The following is a 24,846-nucleotide window of genomic DNA, read 5'->3' as shown; positions in this document are numbered from 1 at the left end:
GCATATACTTTTAAGTTCGTATGTTCTTGTTGTTAGTGTTTATTTTCTATTTAACATTTCAACTACATCTTTTAAATCAGTTATTGTTCCGACATTACCAGGAAAGATGATGTAGGCCATACCAGGAAATTTGCTTTCATCTCCAATTGTCCAAACGGGTATTCCCGGTTTAATCTGTCCAGCTACATTAGCTCTTTGTACCATTAAACCTTTTGTTCCTATATCACTTGAAGTAATACCACCTTTAGCAATAATAAAACTAGGTTTCACTTGTAGGCTTGTTACAATGCTAGTAACAGCATCGGAGATTTGTACGGAAAGCTTTAATTCTTCTTCTTTTTTGCCTTCGCCAAGATCTAGTCTTTCACGTTTTGTGTAGACTGCAACATTTTTTCCTTCACGAATGAGATGGTTTGTTTCTTCGACAATTCTATCAATCTCTTTTTGGAATAGTTCAGGTTGTAACACTAAATGGACGTTAAATTCAATAAACTGAACAATTTCAGATTTCATTAATTCATTTAGTTGCTCAGTTGTTTTCTTTACGTGTGAACCGATAATAATTAAACCGCCATTAGTTGATTCTTCGTGTATTAAATCTTCCCGCGTTAATAAGCTCTTATCACTAATTCCACCGATTACTTTGGTAAGAGCGGCAGCACTTCTAAACAAGAATTGTTTACCATGATTAATTGCTTTAATTAAGGCAGTTACGAATACCTTTACATCCACATAATCTACAGCATTCACAATAATTTTATTGAAGTTTTTAGCTTGTGAAAGTTGTTGTTCAATTAGATCGATGTCAATATTTCGAAGGCTTTCAATGGAAATATAAATCATTTGGTCTGTTTTATATTCACCTTCTGATTTTTCTTCGGCCCATTCTCCTAAATGTGATTTACTATATCCAAATGTACGATCTTTCGCAAATTCTGTTTCGCCTGCAGGTACCAAAAATTCATCATATTGTACATAATGTGTATTTCCGATAGTATAGCGACCGCCTTCTTTAAAGAATGGCAATATCACTTCACCATCAAAAGTGATATTCGTCAAAGATTCGATAGTGTCTTTCAATACTTTTGTTTCAAGTGGATAGTGACCTCGTAAAGTTGAATCACCACGGCTAATGATAATAAAATCTTGATTGAATTTTTTTGCTGCTTGAACTGCATTTTCTGCAATTTCTTTATGTACCGCTTCGGTCTCAGCAGCAGTAAATCCACGAGAATTAGTTAAAATAAAAAACATTGAGTTCTCTTCAGCAAAGCCTTTTTCAATGCTTTCTGGTGTCCAATCTGTATAGACAGAAATATCATGAACTGTTTGAACGCCAGTTGGATCATCATCCAGTACAATTATCTTTTTGTTTAACTGCTTTAATTCGTTTGTAATCATTTTATCAACAATTTTTTGATTAACAGCGGGGATGCTGTTGAATGCATCCTTTGCTACGATTCTATTTGAACTCATTTATTTACACCTCTTACTTCAACATTTGCTAATTTTTCATAATATTGAACAATGCCACCATGGTCATTCATGATTTTTCCGTCTACTTCTAAGGCATGAAATATTTCTAAAAGATTACTAGATAAAGGGAGAGGGACACCAATTTCATGAGCTGTATCCATCACATTAGTAATATCTTTCATATTGATTGCCATTGTCCCACCAGGTGCAAAGTTTCTTTCGAGAATTAAAGGAACTTTGGCGTCTAATACTGCACTACCAGCGAGGCCACCTCTAATTGCTTGATACATTTTTTCAATATCTATTCCTGCTTTTGCAGCTAGAACAAGCGCTTCCGACATAGCCGCAATGTTAAGGTTTACTATAATTTGATTAGCTAGTTTAGCTGTAACTCCACATCCATTGTCACCGACTAATGTTACATCTTTTCCCATATCATGAAGAATAGGTTTTACAGAATCGAAAATATCCTCTTTTCCACCAACCATAATTGCTAATGTCCCATCTATAGCTTTAGGTTCTCCACCACTTACAGGAGCGTCTAAGAAACCCACACCTACTTTTGCAGCTTCTTCAGCTAGCGATTTAGAAACAGTAGGTGTAATAGAGCTCATATCTACGATGATTGATCCTTCTTTAGCACCTGCTAATATTCCGTTTTCACCTAGTACAACTGCTTGTACATGCTTAGATGCTGGTAACATTGTAAAGATTACATCACTTTGTTCAGCAACTTCTTTTGCTGATTGGGCTGAGTTAGCACCAGCATCTTGTAGAGCTTTCACAGCATCTAAATTGAGATCGTTTACCGTTAGTGTATGGCCCGCTTTCATTAAATTTAAAGCCATTGGTTTTCCCATAATTCCTAATCCAATAAAACCAATATCTCTTGACATGTTTTTTCCCCCTTGATGTGTTATTTGATTTCATTCATTACATAATAAATTTGGTGTTAACGCTTACAAAATTCAATTGTGGGATTATTATATACAATTTATTTTAATTTGTATACAATAATGTATTTTTTGTATACAAATTTAGAAAAAGTGTATACTATTTTTTTGAGATTTGGTTCATTTTATGTTTTTTTGGATAAGGATTTGGTAATATAAGTAGGGCTTAGAAAAGGATTTAAGTTATTTTGTCGGCACTTTTAAGTAAAGTATTGTTTTTAAACTAATACACAGATATTCGTAAACATATATAGAAATCAGTTTAATGATTCAAATGCAACATTATATTGTACATAAATCAATTTGTAGAAAGCAGACTGAGGTGATTCTTATGCAGAATAGCAACCGTACTCAACCATCGTATCAACAATGTTATGAAATATTACGTGAAAAAATCCTTAATGGGGAAATTCCAGGGGGAACCAAAATAACAGAAGATAAATTAGCGAATGAACTAGGCGTTAGTCGAACTCCGGTAAGGGAATCAATTCGTAAGTTAGAACAGGAAGGATTAATCGTTAAAAAAAGAGTAGTCATTCCTACAGAGAAAGATTTACGTAATATGTTTCAAGTTCGTATTCTCATAGAAGGATATGCAGCGAATTGTGCGGCTACTTATTTGAAAGAAGATGAAATTAAAAAATTGTATGAATATATCAACTTAGGAAAAACAGGTACAAAAGATGAAATCATGGCTGCTAACGAATGTTTTCATAATGATATTGTAAAAGCCAGTAATAATCCAATCATGATTGATATAATTGATCGTATGCAATCAATCATTTACTTGTTTAGAAAGACTGTTGTGATTTACAATCGACCTTTATTAATAGAAGAGCATGAAGATATTTATAATGCGATTCTTGCTAGAGATGGTCAAAAAGCAGAATCACTTATGAAAAAACATTTAGAAGCGGATCTGAATTTTTATCTTCATACTATTAGTTAATCATTTTTATCTTTACTATAAGCTGGATCACGGACATTTGTAAATTTAGTATAAATAAAATGCCAAGTTTACATAAACATATTATGTAAACTTGGCATTTTGCGTATTTAAACTAGGAATAAAAGAAATATATATTTCTTCTAAAACAATGTTCTGAATTTTCAATAGTAAATAAACACCAGCACTTAAGTGAATATCTATTCTAATAATATAACAATCGCAAGTACTTATTTAAAAATTGAATAAGGTTAATTGTATAAATGAATAAAACTGGGAAGGTAAAGGTATGCAAATTATTCACAAAATAATGTATAGTAATTATTAAGATTATTTATTAAAGGAGCAAAAAGGGATGGATATAAAACAAGCAGTTAAAGAGGATGATGTCGAGTATTTACTCTTAAACTTAGAAAATGATCAAAAATATTGTTTAACTGACGATCCTTTATTATTAGCCGTTAAGCACAATAAACAAGATACCATTCGTTTTTTATTTGAAGAAAACTATCATTTAAATAGTACAGAAGAAACACAAGAGGAATTATTATATTTATTAAGTAGAAAAGGTAATAATGAATTCTTAATGAAAGTATTAAGAGAAATTACCTATACACCATATCAACTAAACAAAGCATTAGGAAAATCTGCATCTGGTGGAGATTTCATGACTGTAAGAATTTTAATTAATTCTGGTGCGCAACTTAATCAGAATAGCAGTTTAATAGAAGATGCTATCTCTCAGAATAATGTACAAGTGGCATTTAATCTGTTAACGTTCGCAGATGATATTTTTTATAAAGATCAAAATGACGATTCTTATATACATCATGCAGCATATTCGGGATGTAATCCTATTCTCCTACAATATCTCATTTTCAGAGGGTTAGATGTTAATATGCAGAATAAGTTTGGACATTCGCCAATCATGCTTGCGATACTAGGTGTAGAGCTTAATGGGGAATCTGATTTTTATGAAACAACAAAAGTATTATATCAAGCTGGAGCAGATGTTAACCTTCAAGATGTTGAAGGGTATACAGCTTTAATGCATGCTTGTTATTTTGAAAATTATAGTATGCACGGAGAAGAATATTTATTAAATTATATTCAATTCCTTTTAAGTATTGGGGCAGATATTCATATCAAAAATGTTGAAGGAAAGAATGCGTTAGAAATAGCAAAAGAACGTGGTTTTTATTCAGCAGCAGAAATATTGGCTGATTATTTGAATAATAATCAAGAAGGAATTCCACATATTACAATGAGGAGCAATTCTGAAAGTTCACCACAACGGAGCCATAACAACGACACTTCATTTCTGAGTGAAAATGGCTATTCCACTAAAATCAGCCGTATTGATCGATGGCAAATACTTGAGAAACGAATACTTAAACAATATTCCATCCAAGAAGTGATTGACAAATTGTCATGTATTATAAGTAGGTTTAAATCACAAAGAAATGGAACTGAACGCTATGATTATTGTATTGCAGAATGGCAATATGATATTGAGAGATTAATCGCTTTTCGTAAGAAGTGTGCATATCAACATAAAGAGTAATACGGCATCTATAGAAACTTTAGGTAAGTAAAAGGAAATTATATTTTAATATAGTTTTTGAAGTCAACTTTCTTTACAGAGTATTCTGACTAGTGTTATATTTACCTTAATAAATAGAAGTTTTGGATGAAAAATCATGAAGTTTAAGATAGTTGAATTCTCATTTAGTATTATTGAAAAATACGTTTTTTAGGGAGAGATTGTTCATGAACATCAATGGGATGACTAGAAATTATTTATCACTGAACTTAGGAGCAGAAGATTTTTTACAGCATGTTGCATCAACTATTGAACTTCAGTTACGTGAGTGGGATTCTTCATATGAAGTATTTGTTATGAAATTCAACGACTATCAACTATCTATTAAACTTAATGAAAAATATTATGATGTCCATATTAGTGAGAAAGAACTTAATGATTTGCATAAAAAAGGCGCATATGATTTAGATCGAAAAATTTGGTCCGAGTTAAAAAACAAAAAATTACCAGTTCAAAAAGGATTCGGTAATTATATTGAATATGTTTTAGAATAAAAAAGCACCTAATGGGGTGCTTTTTTTGATTTATAAATGAATGACTTAAATTGCTACTATTTGGCTCAATTATTATAACTACATACAATCTCAAAACCCTCATAAATCTCAATTTTGAATAATTCCTCTTAAAACTTTAGAACGTCGATTACCATTGAATTATATACTACATTTTAAGAAAATAATAATCCTACGTATCTAACCTAACTTTATAAAAGTTTGATGAATTGTTAGATGTACAAAATATTTGAAAATGTTAATTAGTTAGCATAAGAATATGTGATTTGTTGTGTAAAGTAATATTAACAAGAGGAAGAGTTTTACTGAAAAATTACGTTCACTACTTCTAAAAATTCTTATTATTAACTTAAAAATGGAGGAGATTTAATTTGGTAATGGTGTATTAGATTTTATTAGATTGGTAATTTTTGGAATGTAGATATTAACATTCTTCATTTTTATTTATTAACGAGATTGAAAGGGGACAAAAATATGATTAAGCCTAGTAAACTTGGCTATGCTGAACTTTTGGTGAAAGATATTGAGGGGATGGAAGAATATTATTCTAATGTAATGGGGCTTTCGTTAGTAGAAAAAGGAGATGATGGTAAAAGATATTTTAGTACAGGTCTTGATCATCATAATATTATTTTAACTCCTTCTAATGAAAGTAATTTATTTGGAATTGGCTTTCAATTAGATAGTCAAGTATCAATTCTCGACGTAAAAAAACAATTACAAGCTAAGGGGATTTCTGCTGAATTAAAAACAGATGCAGAACCAGGTATATCAGAAATGTTAGAATTTAAAGATCCTGATGGATTTGTATTACATCTTTATACAAATATAGATACACCAGCTCCACGCTTTAAAGAGAATGGAATAGTCCCAAACAAATTAGGTCATTTAGCTTTAGCTTCTATGGATCCAATAAAGACAGCTAAATTTTATCAAGAAGTATTGAATTTCTATTTTACTGATTGTATTGATGAGCGAGCGAATTTCCTTACGTGTAATAATGATCATCATGTGTTGAATGTGTCTAATCTTGGTAAGTTAGTTGGCCAATCCAATTTATATCATATTGCTTTTGAATTAAGAGATGCCAGTCATCAGTACCAAAGTTTCGATATATTAGCGAAAAATAATATTCCGATTGTCTGGGGTCCGACTAGACATACAGCAGGTCACAATATTGCAGCTTATCATCATGATCCAGATGGTAACTTAGTTGAGTTATTTATGGATATGGATCAATTAATTACTGGATTAGGTTATTTTGATCCACGACCATGGCATGAGGATTTTCCAATGAAGCCAAGATATTGGGATGATAATGCCGCGTGGGGTACAAAGTATGAAAAAACATTATTGGATTATGCTGCAAAGAAATTTCAATAAGGAGTTCCTATGAATCTATTATCATTATCTGAAGCATTGATTGAAAAGAAAATATCACCTATAGAAATTGTGAAACATTCTTTAAATTCAATTGAGAAGAAAAATTCCATTTACAATATTTTTATAACTGTTTGCGAAGAAGAAGCTCTAGAAGCTGCCACCCTTGCAGAGAAAGAAATAAGTAAAGGAATAGTTAAAGGACCATTTCATGGGATACCGGTCGCTATAAAAGATGTCATATTTACACAAGGAATACGAACTACTATGGGTTCTAAGCTATATAAGAATTTTGTTCCTTCTTATAATGCAACAGTCATTAATAAATTAATAGACGCTGGCGCTATCATTATTGGTAAAGCTAATAATCATGAATTCGCATACGGTCCAACTGGAGATAGATCCTTTATTGGACCTTGTAGAAATCCTTACAACCCAAATAAAATTACTGGAGGCTCAAGTAGTGGTTCTGCTGCAGCAATTGCAGCAGATATGGCTTTTGCTGCATTAGGAACAGATACTGGGGGGTCAATAAGAATACCCGCTTCAGCATGTGGAATTGTGGGAATGAAACCTACCTTTGGTTTAATCAGCAAATATGGCATATATAATACTGCATATACACTAGATCATCCTGGTCCTATGACGAAAACGGTAAAAGATAATGCTATAATGCTTAATTTATTGGCTGGATATGATTCAAAAGATGTTCACTCAATTAACAGAACAAGAGAAAACTATACACGTTTAATTGGACAGAGCATTGCTGGAAAAGTGATTGGATTGCCATCTTACTATTTTAATAACATTGATAAAGAAGTGAAAACAGCGATAGATAAGGTGATTAAGGTATTCCAAGAACAAGGTGCATTTATTAAAGAAATAGAACTTCGTGGAATAGAAGAAATTTCTGAATCACAGATAATTACGATCCAAGCCGAGGCTTATGCAGTACATGCTGAGAACATAAGAAAACATGGTATAGATTACGATTCTGAAGTTTATGAACGGTTACAATCCAGTAAGAATGTCCTTGGATATGAGTACGTTACAGCACAGCAAAAAAGACAACAATTAATCAATGGTTATAATAATGTATTTGAGGAAGTTGATATATTATTAACTCCCACCCTTCCAATCCTCCCTACAAATATTAATCAAAGGGAATTGGTCCTAGGTGATAATATAGAGCATGTTAGACATGCACTATTAAGGCTCACCTCTCCAACTAACTATACTGGTAATCCTAGTTTATCTGTACCATGTGGCTTGTCAACTAATGGTCTTCCTATAGGATTCCAATTAATTGGAATGCATGGTGAAGAATCTTTACTCTATCAATTCGGTTATTCGTATGAACAAAACACTCCACAATAATTATTTTCATTATCCTATAAATATAAGGTGCTTTTAAATGAGAAAATTTAAAATCAATATGTTAGGAACTATCTGAACAAGTTTTTTTAGGAAAAATAATAGTACCAAATGATTTAAAAATAATAACAATTCATAACAAATCTATAATGAAGAATTAATCATTAAATGAAAAGTTGAAATTTTTATGAATAGCAAATAGAACCGAGTAAATAGCCCTTTTCGATTAAGGTTATTATCTTGGTTCTATTTTTTCTTCCTATAAACTTAATTAACTGTTTATATCTTGATCAGTAATCTGATTCATGACTGATTTACGTTTAAATATGAATAGTCTCAACAAAGGATAGAGAATGATAGATAAAACAATTGAAGCTAAAACTGGTATAGGAAAAATTTTTGCGTAACTTAGATATAGAGAAAGAATAGAGGATAAAATGAGTGTTAAAATACCAGCTATGTTGATGGTTTCGATACTTTTTTCGTTATTGTTTAAAGGGATTCGTTTCTTAACAAAATAGAAATCAACAATTATAATGGTGGCCATACTTGTTGTTAATACACCAAGGGCGTCTAACCAGCTTTCAACGAGGCTTAGTATGTTAAAATAAATCATAATTAATGCCACGATATTAGCTAATACAACAAAAATTGCGCGATTTCCTTTCCAACCAATTGCAGCAAAAAGATTGGTTAGTGCTAGAGAACCACTATACGTATTTAAGACCTGAGCTTTTCCATTAGCCAAAAACATTAATATAAACCCGACAATTCCTCCAAGTATGATAAAGAATGAAGCCATATCGTCGAATGCAATTGCGTGAGCTTGTGCAGATGTCATTCCATCGTTGGTCATATAGTATTCAACAACGTATCCAATACCTACGTAAGCAACAATTCCTCCAGCGAGTAGTATCACAATATTCTGCATTAAATTGCCAAATAAACTTGTTAATATGACATCTTTTTTTGTACGAGCATATCGACTAGAATCCGCTGTAACTAAGGTTAAGGCACCTGTTGCACCAATCAAGATATTAATGGCAGCTATAAATTCAGATGTTCCTACTTTAGCGCTGAATTGAGGACCAAATGAAAGAAAATCCCCTACTGAATTATCACCAAAGAATATCGCATTGACGAGTATATATACTAATACAATTAAAAATCCAAAGATAGCTATAGAAGCCATTCGATAGACGATTTTTATTCCAAAAAGAGAAAGTAAAATCCAACATAGGGTGAAGATCCCATAAATAAGGATAGCATTAGGAATAGAAGGTTTTAGTTTGAAAAAGAACAAAACTCCGTGATAAAGTAAGGCGTTTTCCAAGGCTAACATCCCTAATATCATAAAGCAAAATACTAAAGATGATACGACAGAACCTTTAATTCCGAAACCATAATAACGTGTAAGTACAGTGCTAGACAATCCTTCTCTTTGTGCAATATTACCTAATAACGATCCAAAAATAGTTCCGAGGATGAGGCTAATAATACCTGCTAACAATCCGAACCACAAACCAGCTGTAAAGGTTGCGAGGGCACCAAAGAGCATAATAAGAATGGTCGAGCAGATACCCATAGTATTATTTGATAGTTGAATCCAAGATTTCCTTTCGTTTTCTGGTACTTGTTCTAATGCATGGTCATCCATTTTAGTTTTTAGATTAAAATCAGGCTCCTGAATCCCCATAAATATATTCCTCCTCTATGAACTTTTTGATTCTTTTTTCACTTGCCTCCTCATTGCTGTCTTTGTACTAATTAGCCTTTCAAAATAAGATGATAATGTATTTTTGAAGACTATAACTTTACTACCTTACTTGTAAATTGAATTTACAATATATAACCTCCAATCAATATACTTTTGGCTATTTCCACCTCCTTGTATACTGTGTTTTTTACTTATCTTCATTTTAAAAAAGCTCTTGTTGTTTTATATCATTTGAATAATGAAACATAATATTCAAATAAATATGATATGAATTTTATCGATTAAACTTCTATTTTCACGTTAATTCATTAACATTTCCTATAAAAATCAATTTTGCAAAATTAAATATTCTTAAATAAATAGACAAATTCTCAGAATCTATTTGTTTAAGAATATTTTCATTGAATGTATGAATACTTTACAAAAGTAAAACGAAAATATGTTAAATAGTTAGCATGAAAAAATTAAAAAATTATTTATACTATATCTAATTTAGGGCATGTTAGATGATCTTGATAGTGATCTCAATTTGATTAGGAATGATCAAACATTGCTAATAGATATAACTTAAGTATTTCCTCTTTAAATGGTAAAACTCACTATTAAGATGAAACTGAATCTGTAAAGTAGATTTATTAACTAAAGAATTTGGAGGAGATATTTGATGAGAACGATGGCTCAACTTAACCCTAGTGAAATTAAATTTGATGAAAAGTATGGTCCATTTATTAATGGACAATTAGTTGAAGCAACGAATGGTTACATTAATTCGATTAATGCAGCAACAGGGGCAGCTCTTTCAAAAATTGGTCGTGGCGGTAAAGAGGATATTGATTTAGCAGTTAAGGCAGCAAGAGCAGCTTTTCAAGAATGGTCGAATACAACAATTGAAAAACGATCAGCGCTAATGAATAAAATTGCGGATACGTTAGAAGCAAATCAAGAACGGTTGAAACTAATTGAATGTATGGATACGGGTAGAGCGCTTCATGAATTTGATTTAGATTATGAACTCGCTATTTACCAATTTCGCTATTTTGCATCTGCTATTTTGAATTACTATGAAGGTGCCTCTAGACCAACTCAAAATGGTTATTTAATGACGAAGAAAGAGCCCTTGGGCGTTTGTGCACAGATTATTCCTTGGAATGTACCGATGATTATGACAGCAGCTAAGATGGCTCCTGCACTGGCAGCCGGTAATACCATTGTTCTAAAGCCTGCAGAAGATGCATGTCTATCAGTAATGGAATTTGGTAAACTATTAGCCGATATTTTGCCAAAAGGTGTCGTAAATATTGTACCAGGTTACGGAAATGAGGCAGGTCAAGCGCTTATCGATCATCCAGATATTAATAAACTTACTTTTACAGGTAGTGTTGGTGTTGGTCGTTTAGTAGGAAAAACAGCAGGAGAAAGAATTCTTCCTGTTACGCTAGAGCTGGGAGGGAAATCACCACACATTGTTTTTCCTGATATAAATATCGATAGAGCAGTTGAAAATGCAACCCTTGGCTATACTTTCTTTAATGGTGAGAGTTGTGTTCTTGGATCACGTCTTTTAATTCATGATGACATCTATGACGAATTTGTAGAAAAACTTATTGAAAGAGCAAAACAAGTTAAAATTGGTCCTCCAACTGATCGCTCTACTCGTTTGGCTTCTATCATTAATGAGAAGCAAGGAAAACGAATACTAAATTATTTTGAAATTGCTAAAAATGAAGGGGCACAAATTCTTTATGGAGGAAATCGTGTTACTGTACCGGGACATGAACATGGTTATTTCATTGAGCCAACCATAATTGAAGCAGAAAATTCTATGAGAATTGCACAGGAGGAGATTTTTGGACCGGTAGTAACGGTGACACGCTGGAAGGATATAGATGCAGTAATTAAAATGGCAAATGCCGTCGATTATGGACTTGCTGCTGGAATAATGACAGAGAATCTTGAAAAAGCGCTAGATACCGCCAATAAGCTAGAAGCAGGAAGTGTTTGGATTAATTCATACTTTAACTTTCAATCAGGTGCACCATTCGGAGGATACAAAAATAGTGGAGTTGGTCGAGAACATAATAAAGAAGCATTAGATGCATATAGTCAGTCTAAGACAATCGCAGTTGCGTACCAACTTCCGCAGGTAGGACAATTTAAATAAATTGAAGAGCAATATAAATCTCTTATTCTAACAATGGATAGTTCGCGTTGAGGAATAGTAAATAAAGTTTATCCCGTTCAAACTGGTGCTAAGACTCCTACTTCAACATGGCAGTGATAACCATGTAGACGTGTAAGTTAGAGTTCAAGCACCAGTAAGAAATCGATTGGTTCAACTAATAATTGATAAGGGAAGAGTGAAAACCCCACCGATTAAAATTTTACTTTATCTAAATTGTAATTGATACAGATTACGAAGGGATGATTAAAAGATGAATATAGAAAAAATTATTTCAGAAAAAGACTTTCAATTAGGCATTTTTTCTGCGAATTGTTCCGGAGGATTCGCAGCTACTAAAATTCCTGAAAGATGGCCAGCTACCTGGGATGACAATGTACGTTTAGCTCAATTAGCTGATGAGGTAGGCATAGACTTTTTATTACCTATTTCACGTTGGATTGGTTACGGAGGAGAAACAGATTTTCACGGAAGTGTATTGGAACCTATTTCATGGGCTAGTGGTCTGCTTGCACTTACAAAACGTATAAACGTTTTTTCTACTGTAAATACAGCCTTTACGCATCCTGTTGTTGTCGCAAAACAACTAGCAACAGCAGATCAAATTGGGCATGGACGTGCTGGGATTAATATTGTAGCAGGATGGAATCAACCTGAGTATGAAACATTCGGTATAGATTTACCTTCTGATCATAATGATCGCTACGCATTAGCTCAAGAATGGTGGGATGTTGTTTCAAAAATTTGGATAAGTCAAGAAAGATTCGATTATGATGGCAAGTTTTACAAGTTGCAACATGTGGAAGGTATGCCAAAACCGTATCGAGGAACTATTCCTGTTTTAAATGCTGGTTCTTCAAGTCAAGGCAGAGGTTTTGCGACAAGAAACTCAAACTTTGTCCTTACTAGCGTTATGGGACCTGAAGACGGAGCGGAAATAGTAAAAACTTTAACTAATTTAGCTAAACAAAAATATCAACGAAATGTTGGCGTGTTTACAATAAGCCATGTCGTTTGTAGACAAACACGAAAAGAGGCATTGGATTATCTTCATTATTATGCAGAAGAAAACGCAGATTGGGAAGCGGTAGACAATTTAATGCGTCTTCAAAAATTACATGCTAAATCGTTCACTGAAGAAATGTTGCGGACGTATCGATCCCGTTTTGCAGCAGGACATGGAAGTATTCCACTAATTGGTACTCCAGATGAAATTGCAAATGAAATACGAAAATTTCATGAAGCAGGATTCTCTGGAATGACATTAGCTTTCGTAGATTATGTGAGTGAATTAGAATATTTCGCACAAGAAGTACTACCAAGACTAGAACGAATGGGAATTCGATTACCACGTTTATTGAAACAGGAAATCTAAATGATTGAATAAAAAATGACAGTGAATCTTTTAGAATCCTGTCATTTTTGATGTTTACCTGTAATGAATAACAAGCGTAAAGGTGTAAAAGGTATTATAGTCAAATGAGTTCTCATACTTAAAATCCTTAATTAGCTCGATAAGCGGATTTAATATAGTGAAATCATATAAAATAAATGAATGAAAAAATGATTTTTTGCTTAAGAGATATATAAAATAATGATTAATTTCATTATTTTAAACTTGATACTTGAGAATGAACTGTTTTGTTATTATAATTACAGTAATTTTTATATTTTTCATATAAATTTACATAATTGTAATTATTAGCATACGGATTAATATCTTGTCGTTTTTAGTTTAAATTGAAGGGGGAATTATATGATTTCTTCGGTAAAGAGAGCTTGTCAAATTTTAAGCAGCTTTACACAAGATAATCCTGTGCTGGGTAATGCAGAAATTGCGGAAAGGCTTGGATTGAGTAAGAGTACTACGCATCATTTAATCACAACCCTTTGTAATGAGGGTGTTTTGATGAGAGATGTAGAGAGGAAATATCGATTAAGTTGGAAGATACTTGAGTGGAACAACAATGTTATGTTTCAACAGGATTTTTATGATAAAGCAATGCCATTAGTTAAGGAATTGACAGAAACATTTAGAGGAACAGCACACATAAGTATGTTTGATATAGGAGATGTAGTTAACGTATTAAGGATTTCTTCGCAAGATTTCGATTCTCTACCAACATATTTGGGATCAAGAAAACCTGCATACTGTACGAGTGCAGGTAAGGCATTGCTTGTTTACAATGATAATTATCTACAAAAAACCATTGAAAAGGGCTTCTCTAGACAAGGACCCAATACAATTACGGATGTTGCGACACTTAAAAGAGAATTAGCAACAGTTCGTGGACAGGGCTACTCTATAAGTAATAATGAAAATGATACAAGTACTTATGCCATTGCCGCTCCAATATTGTCTTATTCAGGACAAACGATTGCTTCCGTTAACTTAGTAGGACCGATAAGCTATATGAAAGGACTTCATAGAGGTCATATTATTCGAAGTGTTATGAAAACAGCTAAAGCTATATCACGTGAACTAGGGTATATCGAAGTAAATAGTATCATTGGCAAAGCTTAATTTTTAAGTCATCTTTTAAGTTATTTAGTAATTTTTAATTGTCAGTTCATAATTATAAAATTTCTATATTAATTGAAGGTGGGAAATACTGTGGCAAACAAGTGGGAAGCTTATCTTGAATACGGTCATAAAAAGTGTTTATCTAGTGAAGAAAACTTATTTTTACAAGGAGAAAAAGGTACAGGATTTTACTACTTAGTAGAAGGAAAAATAAATCTAAGACTACTTTCTAAAGAGGGAAAAGAAAGAATAATTGATTATGTATTAGACGGCTCTTTATTAGGAGAACAAGGAATTTTTGAACAAGCTTATTCAACTTCGGCAGTGTGTAATGCTAATTCTGTTCTCTATCATTTTTCAAACGATACCTTTAAAAGAATTTGTCAAGAGTATCCAGAAGCTCGTAGTATTTTTTTAACGTCACTAAGTGGTAAAATAAGAATGCTGGCCAAAACGGTTACAATGATAAATACACCTTATGAAAAGCAAATGGCTTACTTTTTGGTTCAACTCCACAAGAAATACAACCACTCTTCCATTCCAATTACACAAATTTCCTTAGCTCAATATATTGGAACTTCCCGTATTACTGTATATAAAATAATGAAAAAATGGTCTGACAAAAGTTTGATTTTAATAGGGAATCAAAAGATTGATATATTAAATCTACCTGAAATGGAAATGTTGTTATAACAATGATTATGTCTTGATTTATGCTCGTTAAATACTATTGGCACAGGGGGAATGATATTTGGAAGCGCTAACAAATAATATCTTACTATCTTGGGAAGATTATCTAGAATACGGAAAAAGGTTATTTTTTAAAGAGAAGACAGTAATATTTGAACAAGGTGATATAGGATCAGGATTCTATTTTGTTAAAAAAGGATTAATTAAAATAAAATCGAAGAGAAACGATGAGAATTCGAGAATATTAGATATAGTAGGACCGGGGCGCATAATAGGGGAACAGACCATCGATCATTTACCTTATTATTCTACAGCAATTAGTCATGTAGACAGTATTCTATATTATTTCACGAACAATGATTTTGAAGAATTGACACAAAAATATCCTGAAGTTATTACATTATTAGTTCACTCACTGATATTAAAAGAAAAGCTACTTTTAAACAATATTAATGCCACAAGTACCGACACCCATCCTCAGATTGCATATTCACTACTCTATTTAATGGACTCATATAAAAGCCAAGAAATAAATTTAACTCAACAAGAACTCTCCCTTTTCGTTGGTGTAACGAGAATAACAATTTATAAAGTATTAAAACAATGGGTATCAGAAGGTATACTTTCTATTAATAATCGAAAGATATTCATAATTGATCCTCAATCGCTTTGGGAAAAATGTTAAATTATTAGCTAATCATTAGCCTGTTCATCAGTAATGATTTTGTGATATTAATAACTCTCCAAGATGTTGTTTAAAAGTATTTTCCCATACATCTTGGTGAGTTATTTTAATACAAGCTATTAAACGATAAGATCTTCATTATTCTTTCTCTACTAATGCGATTACTCTGAGGGGGCTCCCGCTACCATTTTCTATTTTTAACGGATTAACAATAAGCACGGAGCCTTTAGCAGGGAGTTTATCTATGTTTGTTAGTTGAGCGAGTCCGTATTTGTTTGCTCCAAGCATATAATAATGAACTGGTAGAGGAGGGTCAAAAGAATCTGCAATACCTGCATCTGTTCCAACAGTTTCTACACCTATTCCTAAAATATCTCGTTGCTCCACCAGAAAAAGTGTTGCTTCTTTTGTAACTCCAGGAGTATGTGAAAGACCATCTTCTCCAATGTTATAAAACTTCTCTAAATCATCTACGTACTTTGCCCATCCGGTATGGACCAATACCCAAGAATGCTTCTTTAACTTTCCATATTGTTTTTCAAATGATTGAATATCTTCTACCGTTAAACAATAATCTGGGTTTTCCTGGACTTTTTCTCTAATATCAATAACATTTGCTTCACCTATCATGTTTTTCGTAGGTATAGTGTCAACACTATCTAAACCTTTACCACTAATCCAGTGAACAGGTGCATCAAAATGTGTTCCACAATGTTCTCCAGCAACGAAATCATTCCAGTAAAAAGTTGGCCCCGTTTCATTGTACTTTGATAGTTGTTTTAACTTAAATCCACCCGTATTTGTAATGGGTTCTGGTAATTGAATTACAGGGGTGCTTTCGTTCAAAATTTGTGACATGTCTACAACTTCTATTTTTTCTTCGACAATGCTTCCTAATAGCTTCTCTAAAATACCTGTTTTAACCATCATTTTATTAGCTCCTTTTCAGTTGGGATTTCATTTTTATCTGAATACACGTGAGGGATATACACATCTATTACAGCTGAACGTCCTTCCTTAACTTGTCGTAAACCTTCTATTAATGCATTTTTTAAATCTGACTGTTTTTTTACTATCATAGAGTGGGCATCCCCTGCCGCGGAAGCAATCTCAGCTAGCTTTGCTGGTGGATCAAAACTTACATGGAAATCTTGGTTTTGATTGGCTATGCCATATGGATGAACACCTAAAGTAGAATGTTTAGGAGCTTTCCAGCCTTGATTGTTATAAATGACCGTTAAAAATGGTGTATTATACCTCTTAGCCATCCAATGAACAGTAGAAGGAATGCTAAATAAATATGAACCATCACCAGTAAGGTTAATAACCGTCTTGTCTGGATGAGCCAATTTCATGCCTATTGCTGCACCACCATTCCATCCAAGTGATCCAGCACCACTCCCATAGTAAGATTCGGGAATATCCACTTCAATATGATTGGAAATGACTCCATAATTAGTGATTCCTTCGTTCAAAACAATTGTGTTTTCATCCACCAGTTCTCTTACACAAGCAGTAAGATACTCTGGTGTTATCTGATTGTTTAGAGCTTTTTCTAAATTACGTCTTTCTTTTTTTTGACGGTTATGATAGTTGGAATAATGCTTCCAACGTGTAGATACCATATCTTGATTAATAACACACTTTTCCTCAATGTAATCATTGATTTGTTGAAGAGCTGTGTAAGAATCCACTTTAAAGAAATGCTTAGATGGTATATACCAAAGTGGCATCTCCTCTTTTAATGGGTCTACATCCATATAGTAAATGGTTGCATTGTCTGATGGCTTATTTTTCATTGGAACCCAAGGAACATCACTATCTAGTACAAGTATAAAATCAGCATCAGAAAGTAAATCAACTTGCTTATCTACATTCCAGTATGAGCCACAGTTCATTGGATGACTTGATGGGAAATTCATTTGATGAGGTATAGATTCAATAACAGGAATCGCCAAAGATTCGCTTAAACGAATAAGCTCATTAACTGCTTTTGCATTTCTTCCTAAATAAGAAGTGACAATCAGTGGTTTTTTTGACGTTAATAAATCATTCGTCAATTCTTTCATATTTTGTGGAGGAAGAGCTGCCGGAGAAATAGGCTCCCACAGTTCCTTGCGGATAGTAACAGGTTCTGTTTTTTCTTCCATAGCCTCTCTTGGTCCCATAAGATAGACAGGTCCCATAGGGTCACTCTTAGAAATTTGCAACGCTCGATGTACAAGTTGTTTAACATTTGCTCCTGTTCTAATTTCATTGTCATATTTCGTATAACCACGCATGATACCACGTTGATCAAAAACATCTTGAATCCAATGAATGAATTCATTTCTTCCTCCAATTAATTCATTCTCTTGGGTGTAAGGGGATGACCCTGCAAATATTAAAACTGGTACTCTACTTTTTGCTGCATTATGAATGGCTCCTCCCATGTTTTGTGTACCACATTCAACGTGAACAATCACAGCTTGTGGTTCTCCTGTTGCCTGAGCATAACCATGTGCAGCACTTAAAGCTACAAATTCATGAGGGCACGTAATCAACGTTGGTAATTTCTTATTTTCCTGTTTAGCAATAGCTAAACTTTCAATAATGGATGGATGGTCACTTCCTAAATTCGCAAATATATAGGAAACACCCGCTTCTTGTAAGGCTTCTAAAAAAGCTGTACTTGTAGTATACAATTTCACTCACTCCCAGATTCTGTTTTGTTATTTACATATATTTTAAAATGTTATCTACTCTTTGAAAGTTAATAAATTAACATATATATGTTTTATTTTGAAATTATTCTTAATAAAATATATTTCTTTAACGAAAATGCTTAATATAAATAAAAATGTTAATAAGTTAACATAAAAAATTAATCTAATTGTGTAGAGTTCTTATATGGAGTAAGCGGAATTGGGGGTGAATTAGTGAACCACTATGATGTAGTGATAATCGGCAGTGGAATAAATTCATTAACCGCGGCAGCAATCTTATCCAAAAAGAAACACAAAGTTTTAGTCTTAGAAAAAAATGATTGGATAGGAGGATGTATTAAAACAGAAGAGCTAATCGCACCAGGATTTAAGACAGATGTATTTTCGGGATGGCATCCTTTGTTTGTTTCCGGTCCTGCGTATGTTGAATTAAAGGAAGACTTGGAGCGGAATGGCCTCACCTATGTAAATACTACTATTCCAACTGGAGTCATTATGCCAAATAATGAAAGTGCCGTACTTTATACTAATCGAGAAAAAAATGTTCAATACTTTAATCAAATAGCTACTGGAGAAGGAGATAAATATCATCAATTAATGAACAATTTCGAGAATATTTCCGAGTTCGTCTTTCATATGTTGAATAATGAGCCTACAGCTTTGTCCTCTATAAGTAAACTATTAAAACTGGTAAGAAAAAATGGAATAAGAGAATTTAACGGACAAATTGGAAATATGCTTAAGTCAGCAGATCATTTACTAGATTACTTTGATAGTGATTTGATTAAGGCGCTATTTGCACCTTGGATATTACATACAGGACTTGGTCCGAATGATGCTGCAGGCAATATTATGATACAAGTTTTAATGTTTTCTCTTGAATCTGCTGGAAGTCCGATCCCTGTTGGAGGAGGAGACCAGCTAGTTAAGGCATTAATGACTATTGTTGTAAACAATGGCGGTACATTTATTACTAACGAGAATGTTGATGAAATTTTGGTTGAAGATGGCAATGTGAAGGGAGTTAAGACTTATAAGCAAAAGTATTTTGCGAAGTATGTTCTTGCAAATGTAACTCCTCATCAGTTATATGAAAAGCTATTGAGACGAACGTCAATACATGAGTCTGTGAGAGAAGACATTAAAAACTATAAGTACGGAAATGCGTCTATGCAAATACATTATGCATTAAATGCCCCTTTAAAATGGACAAATGACAATTTATCTAAGGCAGCCATGATTAATATAACAAGTGGGGTTAATGGAGTAAGTCAATCGTTCAATGAAGCTTATAATGGTCTTCTTCCAAAAGAAGCAACCATAGCTGTTGGACAACATACTGCGCTTGATCCTAGTCGAGCACCAAAAGGAAAACATACACTTTGGGTTCAATTGTTAGAAATGCCTCAAAAACTGAGAGGAGATGCTTTAGGTGAAATTGATACATCTAATGGCTATAACCAAAAGGTCATTGAAGCATATGTCGATAGGATTGAAAATCGTATAAGTAAACACGCTCCCAATTTTAAAGACATTATACTGAATAGAAAAATCATTTCTCCAACTGAATTAGAATCATCTAATGTTAATTTAGTAGGTGGTGATCCATACTCTGGTATAGCATCTCTTAATCAATCATTACTATGGAGACCCACTTCCAAATATAAAAAACACACTACGTCTGTTAAGAATTTGTTTCATATTGGAGCCTCCACTCATCCAGGTCCTGGGCTTGGTGGAACGTCCGGTTATTTAGCAGCTCAACAAATTAAATAAAAAAAGGAGTGTTATTGTATGCAAATAAGCGAGAAACAAGAAGTTTTCAAACAAATTATGGGTAATTATCCAACTGGGGTTACGATTATCACTACCACTAATGAGAATAGAGTTCCGGTTGGTTTAACTGTTAATTCATTTGCTTCTGTATCACTTGATCCTCTGCTCCTTCTTTGGTCAATTGATCATCGTTCATCTTCACTTAAAGCATTTACCGAATGTGGGAAATTTGCGGTCCATGTACTAGCACAAGAACAGCAAGAGCTTTGTAAAACATTTGCAAGTAAGCACGATGATCGTTTTAGTACATGTAATTGGAAGCTATCTAATAATGGGTTACCGATTATTGATGGTGCTTTTGGTGTATTTGAATGTGAAACATTTAAAGCAATTGAAGCAGGTGACCATACTATCTTAATTGGCGAAGTTGTGGATCTTAGAGTAGATATAGAAAAAGATCCAATGTTATATCACCGTAGAGTATTTGGAGCTATTCCTAAGGAATTCTATACTTCTAAACAATCTGTATAATGCTGTCTTTTAAATAGTTAAGATTTTAACTATTAAGTTATACGACTAATAAAAAAGTACAAAGTCGAATAAATAAGACATATCTAACTATTAAAGGAGCCGTTAAAAATGAAACTTACAAGCTTTATTTATAAAAATACTGAGAGTTTTGGAGTTCTTGTAGAAGAAGGTATTATCGATTTAAAGAAAAGATTTGGTAATAAATACAAGGACTTAAAATCATTCATCGAAACATATGAGATAGAGAAACTGAATATCGATGTTGATCATATCGACTATTCTACAGAGGAGATTTCGTTTTTACCGGTAATTCCTAATCCAGGTAAAATAATTTGTGTTGGACTTAATTATCACGAGCATCTAAAAGAAGTAGGTCGTGAAGAATCGGAATATCCAACTATCTTTTTCAGAGTAGCTGATTCTCAAATTGGTCATCAAGCTAATTTAGTCTTACCAAAAGAATCTAGCATGTTTGATTATGAAGGAGAAATTGCCGTTATTATTGGAAAAGGTGGAAGAAGAATTAAAGAAGAAGATGCTTTTGAATATGTAGCAGGATATTCTTGTTATAATGATGGCTCAATTAGAGATTGGCAACTTCGTACTGATCAATGGGGACCAGGTAAAAACTTTGATGGAACAGGTGCCTTTGGACCAGTTATGGTTACTAAGGATGAAATAAGTGATGGAGAGGTATTATCCATAGAAACTAGGGTGAACGGCGAAGTAATGCAGAAATCAACGACGGAAATGTTGATTTTCCCAATTCAAAAATTAGTTGCTTTTATTTCAACTTTTACTACTTTAAATCCTGGAGATGTTATCGTTACAGGAACACCTGGAGGGGTAGGCCTTAAACGAAATCCACAAGTCTTTTTAAAGGACGGCGACATTGTAGAAGTAGAGGTTAATAAGATCGGTACGCTTAGCAACAAAGTAAAAGCAGAAAAAAAACTGTTTGCAACACAATTGTAAGAGCCAATTCATTCTGCTGAAGATAATACTTTACAAACAGTATTTCAATAGATGACGAAAAAAAGTGCTATGTATGAAGGATAACCTGCCATACATAGCACTTTTTATTATGCTTTTTGATTTTCGATTTGTTTTTTTAAGATGAACATAAAAAGTACTAGACCAATTGTTAAGATAATATGTCCAAGCCCAGAAATACCAGAAATCGCAGCATCTAATCCATTTGATAGAGTTAATGATCCGTTAATTTCAAGTACGCTTGTAATACCTCTAGTAAGCATTGAAGCAACGCTGACTACTAAACCGATATGGTAGAGGATAAAAAATAAGTTGAAATTTTTAGCCTCTGAAAGTTTGAAGCACTTGTCAAGTACTAGGAAAATTAAGAACATCATAAATCCAAGTGTTAGCAGATGCCCATGAACTTTTCCTAATGCTGTTGTGTCAGTTACACCTAGAATTTTTGTAAACTCCCTAAATAATACACCACTAATTAACGCGACCACTAAATAAATAAAAGCGGAATTAAATAACTTTTTCATGATGAAAGCTCTCCCTTATATGTATATTCTATATTAATAGTATATAGTATTTATTCCCACAACTATATCTACAAAAACATTCTGATATAATCATAGCCTACTTTTATGAACGAAACATGAACAATAGGTTACAAATATTTTATTTTAATAATATTTGTAAAGTATTACATAAATAATTACGCAGAAACAAACAAGTAATTATTTCTATATGGTATTATTAAACTGTAATAGGATTTATTGGAGGTGGCTTGTGCGATTTTTAATAAAGGTAGTTACAATATTATGTTTGAGTTTATCATATATCTTTTTATTTGATTTTCCTATTGAAGCGAGAAATATTGATGATACAGCACATTTATCTCAAGGAACTCCTACAGTAAACATAAATGGGAAAAAGACAGCGGTTAGCAATCAATCCGCTTATGATATAGCATATACTAATATATTAAATGCATTAAAGAATTATCAAGATACTACAACTTTTCCTTCAAAAAATATTTCTTATAAGGAAGTTGGGCCTATTTTAACGAAGGTATTAGCTGACCATCCAGAAATATTTTATTTCCAGTATAAAGGGACACTTTTTTATTCAAGCGGGAAAATTGAATTAAAGTATAAGTATTCTAAAGCCACGATTAAAAAAATGGTTCAGCAATTAAATATGCAGGTTGAATCTATTATTGACTCTACGATAAATGACCGTGCATCTGATTTTGAAAAAGTGAAAGCTATTCATGATTATGTTGTATTAAATAGTGCATACGATTATGCGAATTTTGTAAATAATACTATTCCGGATGCTTCTTACAATGCGTATGGTTTGTTAATTAATAAAATCGCAGTTTGTGATGGATACGCGAAAGCGATGAAATTATTATTAGAACGTGTAGGAATCAAAACATATTATGTGACTGGAACGGTGAATACAGGACTGCATGCGTGGAATTTAGTAAATATTGATGGGGAGTACTATTATATAGATACAACATGGGATGATCCAGTACCAAATCGAAAAGGGAGAATTAGTTACAAGTATTTCTTAGTTCCAACTTCTTATTTGAAAAAAGACCATGCTTGGAAAAGTAATGAGTTTCCAAATGCAAACGTAGATAAGTACGCTTACTTACGAGAAATGAGTAGCTTTCAAGAAACTGAGAATTACTATTATTATAGTAACAGTAATGATAGTGAAAAATTATATAGAATAAACAAAGATGGAAGCGGGAAAGTGAAAATCTTGAATGCAAGAGCGCCGTATTTTGTTATTAAAGATAAAACCATTTATTTTAGTAATTACTCTCAAGGTGGATATTTATATAAAGCAACTATTCAAGGAACGGGCTTAACAAAGATGAATAAAGTGCATTCCATCGATTTGTATATACAAGAAAGCTATTTATACTACACGAATAAAGACAAGGGTCGGTTAGAAAAGATACGTATTTAAATCTTATTGAACATTAAAAGAAGCTCCTTATTGATAAAAAGACATAAGGAGCTTCTTTTATTTATTCTGCTTTACCAGTACCATTGCATTCTGGACAATCCTTAACAGCTGGGTAAAGTCTTGTCGCTCGTTTAAATGCAGCATAGTAGGAGAATTGACCACCATCAATTAAACGAATTAATTCTTGGTCTAACGTATCATAATCTGGATGTTGTTCATCAATTATTTTGCCATCAAAGCATTCTTTACAATGTGTCATGATATACCCCCATGTTTGTATTACTTTATTAATCATACTACCTTTGTAAGAAAGGGGCATGAAAAATGATTGATGTTTTAGGTTAATAAGTTGTAGGTGTGTACTAGAGGAGTTAATTATTGATAATAATGACGGAAGAAACGACACTGGCAACTTTTTTATCTTGCTGATATAAATCGGCGAGTACATAGGCTATTTGTTTTCCCATTCGCTCAACCTTTGCTTCAACTAATACTTCTCCTTGAGAAACGGGTTTGTGAAATGTGGTATGTAAATCTATTGAAGCAAATGATTGATTATCTTGGAGTTTAGAAGCAATTGCATAGGCCATCATAATATCGGCAGCTGATGAAATAAATCCTCCCATAGCCACGCCAATCCCATTAATAAATTTCTCGTCCACTTTCCAAATTCCTCGAGCGGTTCCTTCGTATGCATAGTTCGCTTGAATTTGTAGGGTTATATCACAATTAGGAGCAGGAACACCATCTGAGATTACTTTCATTAAATCTTTTGCTTTATATATTTCTCCCAAAATAATATCTCCTTTCATATTTAGATAAAAACAGCCC

The 24,846-nt window shown here is 32.9% G+C and carries 22 protein-coding genes; 14 read left to right on the top strand and 8 right to left on the bottom strand.

What is annotated here, in order from left to right:
• Positions 1 to 39 precede the first annotated feature (39 nt).
• Together TX86_RS08550 and garR are read right to left on the bottom strand one after the other, a co-directional pair.
• Positions 40 to 1,476, bottom strand: coding sequence for a four-carbon acid sugar kinase family protein (locus TX86_RS08550; RefSeq protein WP_042348029.1), 1,437 nt, complete (start codon positions 1,474 to 1,476; stop codon positions 40 to 42).
• Positions 1,473 to 2,372 (bottom strand): 2-hydroxy-3-oxopropionate reductase, encoded by a 900-nt coding sequence (gene garR, locus TX86_RS08545; protein ID WP_042348028.1) that lies wholly within the window; start codon positions 2,370 to 2,372, stop codon positions 1,473 to 1,475. The genes TX86_RS08550 and garR overlap by 4 nt, the downstream gene beginning before the upstream one ends.
• 388 nt (positions 2,373 to 2,760) lie before the next feature.
• Here garR and TX86_RS08540 point away from each other — a divergent pair, with 388 nt between their 5' ends.
• From TX86_RS08540 to TX86_RS08520, 5 genes are all read left to right on the top strand, one after another.
• Entirely contained in the window at positions 2,761 to 3,378 is a 618-nt protein-coding gene (locus TX86_RS08540; protein WP_042348027.1) for a GntR family transcriptional regulator, read from the top strand.
• A gap of 352 nt (positions 3,379 to 3,730) precedes the next feature.
• Complete coding sequence (locus TX86_RS08535; protein WP_042348025.1) at positions 3,731 to 4,939, top strand: ankyrin repeat domain-containing protein; 1,209 nt, start codon at positions 3,731 to 3,733, stop codon at positions 4,937 to 4,939.
• A gap of 206 nt (positions 4,940 to 5,145) precedes the next feature.
• Positions 5,146 to 5,472 (top strand): hypothetical protein, encoded by a 327-nt coding sequence (locus TX86_RS08530; RefSeq protein WP_042348023.1) that lies wholly within the window; start codon positions 5,146 to 5,148, stop codon positions 5,470 to 5,472.
• A 492-nt stretch (positions 5,473 to 5,964) separates the two neighbouring features.
• The gene (locus TX86_RS08525) at positions 5,965 to 6,873 is read left to right on the top strand and encodes a VOC family protein (protein WP_042348021.1); all 909 of its coding nucleotides are present in this window, start codon (positions 5,965 to 5,967) and stop codon (positions 6,871 to 6,873) included.
• 9 nt (positions 6,874 to 6,882) lie between these two features.
• Positions 6,883 to 8,247, top strand: coding sequence for an Asp-tRNA(Asn)/Glu-tRNA(Gln) amidotransferase GatCAB subunit A (locus tag TX86_RS08520; protein ID WP_042348019.1), 1,365 nt, complete (start codon positions 6,883 to 6,885; stop codon positions 8,245 to 8,247).
• 268 nt (positions 8,248 to 8,515) lie between these two features.
• On the opposite strand, the gene TX86_RS08515 is transcribed toward TX86_RS08520, so the two are convergent.
• Positions 8,516 to 9,940 (bottom strand): purine-cytosine permease family protein, encoded by a 1,425-nt coding sequence (locus tag TX86_RS08515; protein WP_042348016.1) that lies wholly within the window; start codon positions 9,938 to 9,940, stop codon positions 8,516 to 8,518.
• A 685-nt stretch (positions 9,941 to 10,625) separates the two neighbouring features.
• Here TX86_RS08515 and TX86_RS08510 point away from each other — a divergent pair.
• From TX86_RS08510 to TX86_RS08490, 5 genes are all read left to right on the top strand, one after another.
• On the top strand, positions 10,626 to 12,122 hold the full coding sequence (locus tag TX86_RS08510) for an aldehyde dehydrogenase family protein (RefSeq protein WP_042348014.1): 1,497 nt from the start codon (positions 10,626 to 10,628) through the stop codon (positions 12,120 to 12,122).
• A 271-nt stretch (positions 12,123 to 12,393) separates the two neighbouring features.
• Positions 12,394 to 13,515 (top strand): LLM class flavin-dependent oxidoreductase, encoded by a 1,122-nt coding sequence (locus tag TX86_RS08505; RefSeq protein WP_042348013.1) that lies wholly within the window; start codon positions 12,394 to 12,396, stop codon positions 13,513 to 13,515.
• Between the two features lie 381 nt (positions 13,516 to 13,896).
• Positions 13,897 to 14,664: an IclR family transcriptional regulator gene (locus tag TX86_RS08500; protein WP_042348011.1), complete on the top strand. Its 768-nt coding sequence runs from the start codon at positions 13,897 to 13,899 to the stop codon at positions 14,662 to 14,664.
• A gap of 90 nt (positions 14,665 to 14,754) precedes the next feature.
• Complete coding sequence (locus TX86_RS08495; RefSeq protein ID WP_042348008.1) at positions 14,755 to 15,357, top strand: Crp/Fnr family transcriptional regulator; 603 nt, start codon at positions 14,755 to 14,757, stop codon at positions 15,355 to 15,357.
• A gap of 58 nt (positions 15,358 to 15,415) precedes the next feature.
• A complete protein-coding gene (locus TX86_RS08490; protein WP_052343600.1) occupies positions 15,416 to 16,039 on the top strand; it encodes a Crp/Fnr family transcriptional regulator in 624 nt (207 codons plus the stop codon).
• 138 nt (positions 16,040 to 16,177) lie between these two features.
• Here TX86_RS08490 and TX86_RS08485 read toward each other — a convergent pair whose 3' ends face one another.
• Both TX86_RS08485 and TX86_RS08480 read right to left on the bottom strand, forming a co-directional pair.
• On the bottom strand, positions 16,178 to 16,969 hold the full coding sequence (locus TX86_RS08485) for a cyclase family protein (protein WP_042348006.1): 792 nt from the start codon (positions 16,967 to 16,969) through the stop codon (positions 16,178 to 16,180).
• Complete coding sequence (locus TX86_RS08480) at positions 16,966 to 18,723, bottom strand: thiamine pyrophosphate-requiring protein (RefSeq protein ID WP_042348004.1); 1,758 nt, start codon at positions 18,721 to 18,723, stop codon at positions 16,966 to 16,968. Before TX86_RS08480 ends, TX86_RS08485 begins: the two co-directional genes overlap by 4 nt.
• Before the next feature lie 234 nt (positions 18,724 to 18,957).
• On the opposite strand from TX86_RS08480, the gene TX86_RS08475 reads away from it, so the two are divergent.
• The 3 genes from TX86_RS08475 to TX86_RS08465 all read left to right on the top strand — a co-directional run bounded on the left by TX86_RS08475 (position 18,958) and on the right by TX86_RS08465 (position 22,026).
• Entirely contained in the window at positions 18,958 to 20,520 is a 1,563-nt protein-coding gene (locus tag TX86_RS08475) for a phytoene desaturase family protein (RefSeq protein ID WP_042348001.1), read from the top strand.
• A gap of 18 nt (positions 20,521 to 20,538) precedes the next feature.
• Positions 20,539 to 21,051 (top strand): flavin reductase family protein, encoded by a 513-nt coding sequence (locus tag TX86_RS08470; protein WP_042347999.1) that lies wholly within the window; start codon positions 20,539 to 20,541, stop codon positions 21,049 to 21,051.
• A 108-nt stretch (positions 21,052 to 21,159) separates the two neighbouring features.
• Positions 21,160 to 22,026, top strand: a complete 867-nt coding sequence (locus TX86_RS08465; RefSeq protein WP_042347997.1) for a fumarylacetoacetate hydrolase family protein — start codon at positions 21,160 to 21,162, stop codon at positions 22,024 to 22,026.
• A 107-nt stretch (positions 22,027 to 22,133) separates the two neighbouring features.
• On the opposite strand, the gene TX86_RS08460 is transcribed toward TX86_RS08465, so the two are convergent.
• Entirely contained in the window at positions 22,134 to 22,568 is a 435-nt protein-coding gene (locus tag TX86_RS08460) for a DUF2871 domain-containing protein (protein WP_195892877.1), read from the bottom strand.
• Positions 22,569 to 22,818: 250 nt separating this feature from the next.
• Between TX86_RS08460 and TX86_RS25710 the strand changes: the two genes are divergently transcribed.
• Positions 22,819 to 24,015, top strand: a complete 1,197-nt coding sequence (locus TX86_RS25710) for a DUF5050 domain-containing protein (protein WP_052343599.1) — start codon at positions 22,819 to 22,821, stop codon at positions 24,013 to 24,015.
• Positions 24,016 to 24,076: 61 nt separating this feature from the next.
• Here the strand turns inward: TX86_RS25710 and TX86_RS08450 are convergent, their stop codons facing one another.
• The gene (locus TX86_RS08450) at positions 24,077 to 24,274 is read right to left on the bottom strand and encodes a hypothetical protein (protein ID WP_042347993.1); all 198 of its coding nucleotides are present in this window, start codon (positions 24,272 to 24,274) and stop codon (positions 24,077 to 24,079) included.
• A 112-nt stretch (positions 24,275 to 24,386) separates the two neighbouring features.
• Positions 24,387 to 24,809 (bottom strand): PaaI family thioesterase, encoded by a 423-nt coding sequence (locus TX86_RS08445; RefSeq protein ID WP_081707614.1) that lies wholly within the window; start codon positions 24,807 to 24,809, stop codon positions 24,387 to 24,389.
• Positions 24,810 to 24,846: the final 37 nt, after the last annotated feature.

Source organism: Bacillus massiliigorillae (assembly GCF_000380245.2).
Lineage (GTDB): Bacteria > Bacillota > Bacilli > Bacillales > DSM-1321 > Bacillus_AD > Bacillus_AD massiliigorillae.
This window is presented reverse-complemented; position numbering and strand designations above follow the sequence as displayed.